Raw genomic sequence first — 10,655 nt, 5'->3', positions numbered from 1 at the left:
GGACACGACCCTCCTCGGCTCGGCCGCGCCCGACGCGCACACGGTCTGGGTCGTGGGCGCGGCGATCACCGAGCAGGGGCCGCGGCAGGGTCTCCGGTTCTCCCCGGTGCTGTTCGCGCGGGACGACCGGGCGGGGAAGGCGTGGAAGCAGGTTCCGACGGCCAAGGGTGTGCCGGTGCGGATGAACGCCGTCGCGGCGGTCTCGGACCGGGACGGCTGGCTGGTCGGGGACTGCGGCACCACCTCGGCGGGCGCCCCCACGGGCGGGGTCTACACCGAGCACTGGAACGGCAGGAGCTGGTCGGTGCAGCAGTTGGCCCTGCCGTCGGGCGCGCTGAGCGCCGGACTGCTGAGCGTGTCCGCCGTGGGCGCGTCGAACGCCTGGGCGGCCGGCTGGCTCCAGGTCTCGGATCCCGCCAAGCCCGGGACGCCTGCCTCGTCGCACGACCAGGGGCTGGTCGCGCACTGGAACGGCAAGGCATGGCAGCGGGTGGCGCTGCCCCGGGTCGGGGCGGCGTGGGAGTTGAACTCGATCACCGCGGTCGCGGCCGACGACGTCTGGGCGGTCGGCACCGTCGCCCAGGGCGACAGCAACGTCCCGCTCGCCCTGCACTACGACGGTCGCAGCTGGACCGCCCAGCGGGGATCCGCGTTCGGCGGTACCGCGAACGGCTCCGACGGGGACCTGATGGGGATCGCCGCGCACGGTCGAGGCGACATCTGGGCGGTGGGCGCCTACCGCGCGCAGGGCGCTCGCAGCAGCCAGGCGCTGATCGAGCACTGGAACGGCCACGGGTGGACGCGTGTGGCCGCCCCGGCGGCCGCGGGCCCGCTGACCGGTGTCGCGGCGGCGCCGGGCGGCGTGGTGGCCGTGGGCAGTTCCACCGACAGCGCCGGCGACGGCTACGGGCTGCGGGTCAGCGGCGGCCGCGCCGTCTCGCTCGGGCTGCCGCTGAACACGTCGACCACGCAGTACGCGCCCTGGGCGGTGGGCCTCTACGGCGGGTCGGTCACCGTCGTCGGCGTGGTCGACCACCCCGGCCAGTCGATGCCCCAGCCGATGGTGCTGACGGGCCGGGACTGAGGGTTCCGGGCGGAGGCGGGCAGGCGTCCGGCCGAGGGATCGAAGGCTGATCCGATGGGATGAAGAACTGCTCGACGGCGGTTCAGTTCCCTGCCCGCTGGCCACCGTTGAGGGTCATGGAGAAACGTTCTTTCCGGGCATCCCGATGGCTCGGGCGTAGCGGAGCCCTCGCGGCGGTACTGGCGTTCCTGACGACGGCGTGCGGCGCCGTGTTCGCCCCCGCCGCGGAGGCGGCGAGCGCACGGGCGGTGTATCCGACGGCGGCGGAGCAGCGGCACTGCCATGCGAGCGGGACCAGGCTCGTGGTCTGCGTGGACCAGAACGCCCAACGGCTGTGGGTGGTGCGGGGCACGTCGGTGGTCTTCGGGCCGGTCACGGTGCGGACGGGCCGACGCGGGCAGCGGACGCGGACCGGCACGTTCCGTATCTACTGGCGGCACGAACACCACTGGTCGACCCTGTTCAACGCCCCGATGCCGTACGCCCAGTTCTTCAGCGGCGGCGAGGCGCTGCACGGGGTCTACGGGAACCTCAGGAGCGGTCCCGGCTCGCACGGCTGCGTCAATCTGACCGTCCACGACGCGGCGCGGCTGTGGCCGTTGACGCGGAAGGGCACCGTGGTCGAGGTGTGGGGGCACAAGCCCGGATCGTGAGAGTCCTGCGCAGAAGCGGACCGGCTGGTGTCGTGCGGGTGGTACCGGGAGCGATCAGCGGTCCGGGGATGTGAGGATGGTGCCCATGAGTAACGAAAACGTCTTCTTCGACATCACCATCAACGACGAGCCGGCCGGCCGGATCGTCTTCCGCCTGTACGACGAGACCGTCCCGAAGACGGCCCGCAACTTCCGCGAGCTCGCCACCGGTGAGCACGGCTTCGGCTACGAGGGCTCGCACTTCCACCGCGTGATCCCGGCCTTCATGCTCCAGGGCGGCGACTTCACCCGCGGCAACGGCACCGGCGGCAAGTCCATCTACGGCGAGAAGTTCGAGGACGAGAACTTCAAGCTGAAGCACGACAAGCCGGGCCTGCTGTCGATGGCGAACGCCGGCCGCAACACCAACGGCTCGCAGTTCTTCATCACCACCATCGTCACCGACTGGCTGGACGGCAAGCACGTCGTCTTCGGCGAGGTCGTCGAGGGCATGGACCTCGTGAAGAAGATCGAGTCCCTGGGCTCGGGCAGCGGCGCGACCAGCGCCAAGATCAGCATCGCCAAGTCCGGCACGGTCTGACGGACGCATCCGACGCATCCGACACATCGGACGCATCCTGCGGACAGGGCGGATCAGTGATCCGCCCGCGCGGATGGGGCGCCCGGCCCGTCGTGGGCCGGGCGCCCCACGCGTGTCCGGGCCCGCTCAGGCGCGGGCGAGCAGGTCGAGGACGTGCCAGTGCTTCGGGCCGGAGACCGCGACCCCCTCGCGTTCCTCCTCGCGCAGCGCCAGGACCTCCAGGCCGTCGAGGAGGCCGCGGGCCTCGGCCGGGCTGTGGGTGGTGAGCTCCGGGTCGTCCGCCCAGGTGTCGCGCGGCCCGAAGAGGTTCACCGCCAGGATCGCGCCCGGTCGCAGCGAGGCGCGGATCGGTGACCAGGTGCGGGCGAAGACCTCCGGCCGCTGGAACGGCAGGGCGTAGCCGGCGTAGACCAGGCCCGCGTCCGGCAGCCGGTCGAGGGCGGAGAAGGACTGCTCCACGACGGTCAGCCGGTCCCGCCGTACGGGCGGGACGGCGGCCTCGATCCGCAGGTGCGCCCCCGGGGCGCCGTCGAGGGCGAGTACCCGCCAGCCGGCGTCGAGCAGCGCGGCAGTCTCCCGTCCGGCGCCCGCGCCGAGGTCGACGGCCAGACGGTCGTGCGGCTCGCCCGCGGTCGCGATGGCCTCCAGGCAGAGCGGGCGGACCGGGTTGTCGGCGGTGGCCCGGTAGAAGGGCTCCCAGTCATCGATCACGTCGCCCATTCTGCGCGACGCCCACGTCCGCCGGAGCCCCTCGGGACCGCCGGATCCGTCGCCGGATCTGTCGCCGGGGTTGTCAGTGGTGGGTGCCATGCTCGGGCCATGGACAGTGCGAACGGCGACCGGAGCGGCGCCCGGGCCTTCTGGCGGTTGATCGAGCAGGCCCGTGCCGTCGGCGGTGCGGAGGGCGGGGGTGCGGAGGCGTGCGGCGCGGTCGCGACGACGGCCTCGGCGCTGCTCGCGCGGTGCGAGGTGGGGGAGATCGTCGCGGCGCAGCGGGCGCTGTGGGCGCTGATGGAGGAGTCGTACCGCAGCCCGCTGTGGGCCGCCGCCTACATGATCAACGGCGGTTGCTCGGACGACGGGTTCGACTACTTCCGCGGGTGGCTGATCCTCCAGGGGCAGGAGGTCTTCGAGCGCGTGATCGCCGATCCGGACGCGCTGGCCGAGCTCGCCCCGGTCCGCGAGGCCGCCGCGCACGGATGGGAGCTGGAGGGGGAGGAGGCGCTGTCCATCGCCTGGGAGGCGCACCGGCGCGCGACGGGCGGCGAGCAGCTGCCCGCCGGGTCGTTCAGCGTCCGGTACCCGGAGCTGGACCAGGCGTGGAACTTCGACTTCGACGACAGGGCCGAGATGCGGCGCAGGCTGCCGCGCCTGGCGGCGCTCTACGAGGGGGAGCCCGCCGTCTGACGCCGCCTCCCCCGTCCCCTGCCCGGCGCGAACGCCGGACAGGGAACGCGGGCGGGGAAAGCGGGGTGACCAGAGGTCAGTGCGAGGCAGGTCAGTGCGAGGCGGCCACGAGGTCCGGCAGGAGCAGCGCCGCGTTGGGGGTGCCGAGGCCCGTGACGGGGTCCCAGCCGGGGGACGCGGGGTAGCCCGGGACGGACGGGTCGGCGGTGTTGTTGCCGACGGTGACGTCGTTGAAGTCCGCCGCGTACTGCGTGGGGTTCGCCGCCACCTTGTAGAGCGCCGGGTTGATCGGGCCCAGGCTGCCGCCGTTGATCTGGTCGGCGATCGCGACCAGGCCGGCCCACTGCGGGCAGGCGAGCGACGTGCCGCCGATGTCGTACCAGCCGGTGCTGCAGGCCGTGCTGCCGCAGGAGAGGCCGCTGGTGCCGTCCGGAGGGAGCGAGATGTAGACCAGCATGCCGGTGCCGGCGCTGGCCTGGAGGGAGACGTCCGGCACGCCGCGCATCGCGCCGATGGCGGAGCTGCCGGAGGGCAGGGTGTCCTGGTAGGACGGGCGGGCGAAGACGGAGCTGTAGCCGCCGCCGCTGTCGGTCCAACCGATCTCGGCCTGGCCGGGGTGGACCTGGCAGGTGGCCGGGTTGCTGCTGCTGTCCGCCGTGCGGGCGCTGTTCGTGCCCGCGTTCGCGTCGGTGCACAGGTAGGTGCCGCCGACGCCGGTGACCAGCGGGTCGGAGGCCGGCCACTCGACGCCCGGGTCCGGCAGCGTGGTGCCGCCCTTCTTGACGGGTGTCTTGGTCGTGATCGCCGAGCCGTTGTCGCCGGAGGAGCCGAGGACGGTGACGCCGTCGGCCGCGGCGTCCTGGAACGCGTAGCGCAGGTTCTGCAGGGCCGCGGTGCTGGCGAAGGCTCCCTCGCCCGAGGCGAAGGACTGCGAGATGACGTTGGCCAGGTGGTGCTGGACGACGTAGTCCTCGGCCGCCATCATCTGCGGGAAGCCCTGGACGCCGAGCGTCTCGGCGGTCGTCGTGGTGACCAGCAGGATGTTCGCCCCGGGTGCGATGGCGTGCGCGGTCTCCACGTCGAGGGAGACCTCCAGCGCCCAGGCGGCCTTGTCCTCCTGGCCGGTGCCCTTGCTGGTGGACGGCGGCGCGACGGTGGCGGGGGCGCCCTGGAGGTGCAGTTCGCTGAAGGAGGGCATGCCGGGCGCGCAGGTGACGGCCTCCTCGCCGCACATCGGCGCGACGCCGAACGCCTGGTCGAAGACGTGGAGGTCGTGGGCCATCGTGTCGCTGCCGTAGGAGTCCACGATCGCGATGGTCATGCCCGCGCCGTTCTCGCCGGACGCGTAGAGCGGGCCGAGGTCGTAGGCGGCCTGCACGGACTGCGGGCTGAAGCAGCGTCGGCCGACGGATCCGCACTGGTCCTGGGTGGGCGGGGTGTTGGAGGCGGTCAGCTGGGTGTACTCCGCGACGGTCGGTCTGACCTGCGGGTACGCGGCCGCCGAGGTGCCTGCTGCGGTGGCTGCCGAGCCGGCTGTCGCGGTGAAGGCGGCGGCACTTGCGCTGAGTGCCGCGCCGGGCGCGGCCAGGGTCAGGCCGCCCACGACTGCGGCGAGCAGTCGGCGACGCACGGATGGAACCATAGAGAGCCCTCCAGAGGGTGTGAGAGGGGATCAGGTTCGTGCGCGCCCACGCTAGAGGCGGACCGGGCGTCCGCACTACGCCTTGGACACGACCGAGACCTGAGCGCAACCTCTGTCCCCTCGGATCGTGGTGCTAGGACCTGAGCCCGAGCCGAGCTCATCCCTGAGGTGGTTTTTGCGCGGACGAGTGTGCGCTACATTTAGTTGCTGGGAGCAAGCAACTAAGTAGGGAAGCGGGGGGCGGGTCGCCGTGGCGCGGACGACACAGGCCGACGAGGCCGACGAGGCCGACCAGACGCGGGGGGCCGAGCAGGCCGACCCGGTGGCCGCGGAGCTCGGGGAGGAGCTGGTCCGCTTCTTCCGGTTCCTCCAGGCGCGCAAGCAGCGCTCGCGTGACGAACACGGCGGCGGAGACCGCGTGTTGCTCGCGGTCCTCGTCCGCTGCGGTCCGAGGCGCGCGACGGATCTCGCCGTCGAGGCGCACCTGGACCTGTCCACGGTCAGCCGTCAGGTGCGCTCGCTCGTCGAGCGCGGCCTGGTGGAGCGCACGCCCGACCCTGAGGACCGGCGCGGCGCGCTGCTCTCGGTCTCCCCGAGCGGCCTGGCCGCCTTCGAGGCCTTCCGAGAGCAGCGCAACCGGGAGCTCAGCGCCCTGATGGAGAACTGGGCCGGAGAGGACCGCCGAGAGCTGGTCCGTCTCCTGTCCCGCCTGAACGACGAATTCGCCCGGCACCACACCGCCGAGCAGGGAGCAGCCAAGTGAGCAGCAGCAACAGCCATGGAGGGGCGGCCACCGCCGCCGCGCCGGGCATACCCGACGCCGCGGCCAAGGCCGGACTGAGCCACCGCCAGATCCTGACCATCCTGTCGGGCCTGATGATGGGCATGTTCCTGGCCTCGCTCGACCAGACCATCGTCTCGACCGCGATCCGGACCATCGCCGACGACCTGCACGGTCTGAGCCAGCAGGCGTGGACCACGACGGCGTATCTCATCACCTCGACGATCGCCACGCCGCTCTACGGCAAGCTCTCCGACATCTACGGCCGCAAGCCGTTCTTCCTCGCGGCGATCAGCATCTTCGTCGTCGGCTCGATCGCCTGCACCTTCTCCACCTCGATGATCGAGCTGGCCGGGTTCCGCGCGTTCCAGGGTGTGGGCGCCGGCGGTCTGATGTCCCTGGCGCTGGCGATCATCGGCGACATCGTGCCGCCGCGCGAACGCGCCCGCTACCAGGGCTACATCCTCTCCGTCTTCGCCACCTCCAGCGTGCTCGGCCCGCTGGTCGGCGGCTTCCTGGCCGGTCAGAACACGATTCTCGGCATCTCCGGCTGGCGCTGGGTCTTCCTGGTCAACGTGCCGATCGGCATGATCGCGCTGGTCGTCGTCGCCAAGGTGCTGAACGTCCCGCACGTCCGCCGCGACCAGCGGATCGACTGGTGGGGCGCCGTCACCATCGCCCTCGGCGTGGTGCCGCTGCTGCTGGTGGCCGAGCAGGGCCAGAGCTGGGGCTGGACCTCCGCCCGTTCGCTGAGCTGCTACGCGATCGGCGCCATCGGCATCGTCGTGTGGCTGCTGGTGGAGCGCCGGATGGGCGACGCCGCGCTGATCCCGATGCGGCTCTTCTCCAACAAGGTCTTCAGCCAGACCAGCGTGCTGTCGGTCCTCGTGGGTATGGCGATGTTCGGCGGGATGATGATGATCCCGCAGTACCTGCAGATCGTGAAGGGCGCGAGCCCGACCAAGTCCGGCCTGATGATGCTGCCGCTGATGCTCGGCATGATGGTCACGTCGATCGTCGTCGGCCGGCTGATCGCCCGGACCGGCCACTACAAGATCTACCCGGTGGTCGGCACCGCCGTCATGGTCGGCTCCATGCTCCTCTTCCACTTCCGGGTGGAGTGGAACACCCCGCTGCCGGAGACCATGGGCTACATGGCCGTCTTCGGCGTCGGCCTGGGCCTCACGATGCAGACGCTGACGCTGTCCGTGCAGAACGCGGTCCCGCCGCAGGACATGGGCGTGGCCACCGCCTCGGCGACCTTCTTCCGTCAGCTCGGTGCCACGGCCGGAACCGCGATCTTCCTCTCGGTGCTGTTCAGCACGGTGAAGGACAACGTCGCCAAGGCCTTCACCGCCGCCCAGCACACCCCGGCGTTCCAGCAGGCCTACGCGCAGAACCCGCACGCGCTGTCCGGCGCGAACTCCTCGTCGGTGCTGAGCGACTCCTCCTTCATCCAGAAGCTTCCGGACGCCCTGGCCGCGCCGTTCAAGGTCGGCTTCGCCGACTCGATGCACCTGGTCTTCCTGATCGCCTCCGGCGTCGCGGTGGTCGCGTTCCTGCTGGCCCTGATCATCAAGGAGGTTCCGCTGCGGAAGGTCTCCGGGATCCAGGCACGGGCAGCGGAGGAAGCGGACATCTCGGCGTAACTCGCATCACCCTGCCGGGTGATACCGTGACCCGCCATGAATGGATTCCGGAAGTTTCTGCTCCGCGGCAATGTGATCGACCTGGCCGTCGGTGTCGTCATCGGTGCGGCGTTCACGTCCGTCGTGCAGGGGTTCGTGAAGGACTTCCTGACCCCGTTCATCGGAGCCTTCACGAAGCACGCCGGTGACTACAACTCGGCGAGCTTCACGATCCACGGCTCGACGTTCAAGTACGGCGACTTCATCAGCGTGGCGATCAGCTTCCTGATCACCGCGGGGGTCGTCTACTTCGGCGTCGTGCTGCCGGCGACGAAGCTCACCGCCCGCTTCTCGACGAAGGCGGACGTGGACGCGCCGAAGAAGGACTGCCCGGAGTGCCTGAGCTCCATCCCGGCCGCCGCCAGCCGCTGCGCGTTCTGCACCGCGCAGCTGCCGGTGGAGTACGCCACCATCCCGAGGCAGTGACCCGGGCAGTGACAGTCAGACGTTGACCGTCACGCGTTGACGACCAGTGCGGGCCGACGAGGATCGTCGGCCCGCACTGTCATGTCGGCGGACTCCTCCGGGCGAACCTCCGCCTCGTAGCGGGCGAAGGCCGGGAGGGTCCACCGCTCGGCCTCGGGCGTGCGGCGTGCCAGCGCGGCCGGGGTCAGCCGCAGGTGGACGGCGAGGTCGAGCGGAAACCAGCGGCCCAGCAGCAGCGGGCCGGAGAGCACCAGCACCCCGCCCGGCGCCAGCGGGACCCGCTCCGCGCGCGTCGCGCGGTCGGTGGCGGGATCCCAGAGGGTCGGCAGGACCAGGCCCGATCCCCCGGGCTCCAGCGGGTCGAACACCTCGCGGAAGAGCGCGCCCGCGTCGAGCCAGCGGTCCAGGTAGGCGTCCGGGTCGTGGTGGCCGAACTCGTAGCGCAGCGAGGCGGGCCGCAGGAAGTCCCGGGCCCGGATCCGCTGCACCGGCCGCCCGCGCAGGCGCAGCGGCTCGACGAGGGCGTCGGCGAGATCGCCGGGACGGGCGGCGTCCGCGCCGTCCACGGCGACCCTGGCAAAGGCCCGGCCGTCCTCGGAGCCGGCCGTCGCGAGCTCGGCGATCCGCTCCGCGAGCTCCTCGGCGAGCGACTCCGGGGTGAGCGGCCGGACCTGCGGCATCAGGCGGAGGGCCCGGCGGGCTCGGCGGGCTCGGAGGCGGCGGTCAGCGCGTCCAGCTCGGCCTGGCTCAGCGTGAGCTCCGGGAAGGCGACCAGGTCGGTCAGCTGCTCCACGGTGCGGGCCGAGGCGATCGGCGCGGCGACGGTCGGCTGCGCGGCGAGCCACGCGAGGGCGACGGTGGCGACCGCGACGCCGTGCGCCTCGGCGACCGCGTCCAGCGCGGCAAGGACCCGCTGGCCCTGCTCGCTCGCCGCGAGCTTCTCGGCGGAGCCTGCGCGCACGCTGTCGACCTTCTGGCCGCCGGCGCGGTACTTGCCGGTCAGGAAGCCGCCGGCCAGCGCGTAGTAGGGCACGCAGGAGATGTTGAACTCGGCCGCGACGCCCGCCAGTTCGCCCTCGTAGGCGTGGCGGTGGCCCAGGTTGTAGTGCGGCTGGAGCGCGACGTACTCGGCCAGGCCCTCGCGGCGGGCGAACTGCATGGACGCCCGCAGACGGGCCGGGGAGATGTTCGAGGCGGCGATCTCGCGGACCTTGCCCGCGCGGACCAGCGCGTCCAACGCGGTCATGATCTCCTCGACCGGCGTGGACTCGTCGTCGAAGTGCGTGTAGAGCAGGTCGATCCGGTCGGTGCCCAGGCGCTTCAGCGAGGCCTCGGCGGCGGCGGTGACGGTGTCGGCCTTGAGACCCTTGAACTGCGGGTGCGCACCGAGCTTGGTGGCGATCACGACGTCGTCGCGGTTGTCCCGGGCGGCGGTCCAGGCCCCGATGATCGTCTCGGACTCGCCGCCGGAGTTCCCAGGGAACCAGGCCGAGTAGACGTCGGCGGTGTCGACGAAGTTGCCGCCGGCGGCGGTGTAGGCGTCGAGGACGGCGAAGGACTGCTCTTCGTCGGCGGACCAGCCGAAGACGTTGCCGCCGAGGTTGAGCGGGAAGACGGAGAGGCCGGAGCTGCCGAGCTGCACACGTGCTGAGGAGGTCATGCCGTGCTCAACGACACGTGGGGGAGGACGTGTTCCCCGACACGCCGCACGACTTCTCCACTCGAAATCCGGGGTTTCTGTCACAGAGCTGCGACATTCGGGGGTCCAGCTTCCGGGCGTCATTGGCTAGAGTCAGGGCACATGTCGAACTACCAGAACTACCAGCCCTCCAACGAGGACACCTCCGCGAGCACGCAGATGTTCCGTGCCTTCGTCGAGGAGCCCGTGGCCCAGCCGGCGACCGCGCCGAGCGAGTCGCGCCGCACCGGCGTCCTCGCCGCCGCGGTGATCATCGGCCTGGTGGTCGTGATCGGCGTCGTCTACCTCGCCTTCAAGTAGGCCTTCAAGCCTTCAGGCAGGCCTCCGGGTTCGGCTGCGGCTTCGGGCGGTTCAGCCGAGGGTCGCCGTCCGGGTCTCCAGGTGCATGCCGAGCGGGACACGCCAGGCGTCCAGGCAGATCGTCCAGCTCTCGTTCTCGCTCGCGTGCCCGGCGACGGGCCCGGCCAGCGGCTGGCTGGTCCGGTAGGTCCACCAGTCGACGCCGAGCGCGCCGATGACGTGCGTGGCGAAGGTCACCGTGCCGCTGGTGGCGGCGCGGTCGCCGCTGTTCGCGAGCGTGAGCGTGACCTTCTGGCACCAGCGCGAAGCGGTGTCGGCTGTCTGGAGCGCGGTGACCGCGAGGCTGGCGGGCGTCTGCGGCGGTGGCGGCGTGCCGGTGCCGCCCGCGACTCCCC

10 protein-coding genes and 3 pseudogenes are annotated in these 10,655 nt (G+C 71.7%); 8 read left to right on the top strand and 5 right to left on the bottom strand.

Going from position 1 to position 10,655, the window contains the following annotated elements:
• The 3 genes and pseudogenes from TR50_RS35385 to TR50_RS35375 all read left to right on the top strand — a co-directional run.
• A pseudogene (locus tag TR50_RS35385) lies at positions 1 to 1,084 on the top strand (hypothetical protein); the annotation flags it as partial.
• Between the two features lie 116 nt (positions 1,085 to 1,200).
• Complete coding sequence (locus TR50_RS35380) at positions 1,201 to 1,737, top strand: L,D-transpeptidase (RefSeq protein ID WP_152648816.1); 537 nt, start codon at positions 1,201 to 1,203, stop codon at positions 1,735 to 1,737.
• Positions 1,738 to 1,822: 85 nt separating this feature from the next.
• On the top strand, positions 1,823 to 2,317 hold the full coding sequence (locus TR50_RS35375) for a peptidylprolyl isomerase (RefSeq protein ID WP_042431904.1): 495 nt from the start codon (positions 1,823 to 1,825) through the stop codon (positions 2,315 to 2,317).
• A 126-nt stretch (positions 2,318 to 2,443) separates the two neighbouring features.
• Here TR50_RS35375 and TR50_RS35370 read toward each other — a convergent pair whose 3' ends face one another.
• The gene (locus TR50_RS35370; RefSeq protein WP_201776917.1) at positions 2,444 to 3,028 is read right to left on the bottom strand and encodes a class I SAM-dependent methyltransferase; all 585 of its coding nucleotides are present in this window, start codon (positions 3,026 to 3,028) and stop codon (positions 2,444 to 2,446) included.
• A gap of 108 nt (positions 3,029 to 3,136) precedes the next feature.
• On the opposite strand from TR50_RS35370, the gene TR50_RS35365 reads away from it, so the two are divergent.
• On the top strand, positions 3,137 to 3,724 hold the full coding sequence (locus TR50_RS35365; protein WP_042431898.1) for a DUF4240 domain-containing protein: 588 nt from the start codon (positions 3,137 to 3,139) through the stop codon (positions 3,722 to 3,724).
• A gap of 91 nt (positions 3,725 to 3,815) precedes the next feature.
• Here TR50_RS35365 and TR50_RS35360 read toward each other — a convergent pair whose 3' ends face one another.
• On the bottom strand, positions 3,816 to 5,354 hold the full coding sequence (locus tag TR50_RS35360; RefSeq protein ID WP_084701539.1) for a S53 family peptidase: 1,539 nt from the start codon (positions 5,352 to 5,354) through the stop codon (positions 3,816 to 3,818).
• Positions 5,355 to 5,616: 262 nt separating this feature from the next.
• Here TR50_RS35360 and TR50_RS35355 point away from each other — a divergent pair, with 262 nt between their 5' ends.
• From TR50_RS35355 to mscL, 3 genes and pseudogenes are all read left to right on the top strand, one after another.
• Positions 5,617 to 6,129, top strand: coding sequence for a MarR family winged helix-turn-helix transcriptional regulator (locus TR50_RS35355; RefSeq protein WP_052441712.1), 513 nt, complete (start codon positions 5,617 to 5,619; stop codon positions 6,127 to 6,129).
• Positions 6,130 to 6,176: 47 nt separating this feature from the next.
• Positions 6,177 to 7,784: pseudogene (locus TR50_RS35350) on the top strand (MDR family MFS transporter); the annotation flags it as partial.
• Between the two features lie 48 nt (positions 7,785 to 7,832).
• The gene (gene mscL, locus TR50_RS35345) at positions 7,833 to 8,261 is read left to right on the top strand and encodes a large conductance mechanosensitive channel protein MscL (RefSeq protein ID WP_042431895.1); all 429 of its coding nucleotides are present in this window, start codon (positions 7,833 to 7,835) and stop codon (positions 8,259 to 8,261) included.
• Between the two features lie 29 nt (positions 8,262 to 8,290).
• On the opposite strand, the gene TR50_RS35340 is transcribed toward mscL, so the two are convergent.
• A complete protein-coding gene (locus tag TR50_RS35340) occupies positions 8,291 to 8,941 on the bottom strand; it encodes a nucleoside/nucleotide kinase family protein (protein WP_042431893.1) in 651 nt (216 codons plus the stop codon).
• Positions 8,941 to 9,921, bottom strand: coding sequence for an aldo/keto reductase (locus TR50_RS35335; protein ID WP_042431892.1), 981 nt, complete (start codon positions 9,919 to 9,921; stop codon positions 8,941 to 8,943). Before TR50_RS35335 ends, TR50_RS35340 begins: the two co-directional genes overlap by 1 nt.
• Before the next feature lie 141 nt (positions 9,922 to 10,062).
• Between TR50_RS35335 and TR50_RS35330 the strand changes: the two genes are divergently transcribed.
• The gene (locus TR50_RS35330; RefSeq protein WP_042431890.1) at positions 10,063 to 10,260 is read left to right on the top strand and encodes a hypothetical protein; all 198 of its coding nucleotides are present in this window, start codon (positions 10,063 to 10,065) and stop codon (positions 10,258 to 10,260) included.
• Positions 10,261 to 10,311: 51 nt separating this feature from the next.
• Here the strand turns inward: TR50_RS35330 and TR50_RS47285 are convergent.
• Positions 10,312 to 10,655: pseudogene (locus tag TR50_RS47285) on the bottom strand (hypothetical protein); the annotation flags it as partial.

The organism is Streptacidiphilus anmyonensis (assembly GCF_000787855.1).
GTDB lineage: Bacteria > Actinomycetota > Actinomycetes > Streptomycetales > Streptomycetaceae > Streptacidiphilus > Streptacidiphilus anmyonensis.
This window is presented reverse-complemented; position numbering and strand designations above follow the sequence as displayed.

What these genes read in the sequence shown, in the direction of transcription:
- TR50_RS35340 (WP_042431893.1), bottom strand. Translation starts at nt 8,941, where the DNA reads ATGCCGCAGGTCCGGCCGCTCACCCCGGAGTCGCTCGCCGAGGAGCTC.
- TR50_RS35335 (WP_042431892.1), bottom strand. Translation starts at nt 9,921, where the DNA reads ATGACCTCCTCAGCACGTGTGCAGCTCGGCAGCTCCGGCCTCTCCGTC.
- TR50_RS35330 (WP_042431890.1), top strand. Translation starts at nt 10,063, where the DNA reads ATGTCGAACTACCAGAACTACCAGCCCTCCAACGAGGACACCTCCGCG.
- TR50_RS35375 (WP_042431904.1), top strand. Translation starts at nt 1,823, where the DNA reads ATGAGTAACGAAAACGTCTTCTTCGACATCACCATCAACGACGAGCCG.
- TR50_RS35380 (WP_152648816.1), top strand. Translation starts at nt 1,201, where the DNA reads ATGGAGAAACGTTCTTTCCGGGCATCCCGATGGCTCGGGCGTAGCGGA.
- mscL (WP_042431895.1), top strand. Translation starts at nt 7,833, where the DNA reads ATGAATGGATTCCGGAAGTTTCTGCTCCGCGGCAATGTGATCGACCTG.
- TR50_RS35365 (WP_042431898.1), top strand. Translation starts at nt 3,137, where the DNA reads ATGGACAGTGCGAACGGCGACCGGAGCGGCGCCCGGGCCTTCTGGCGG.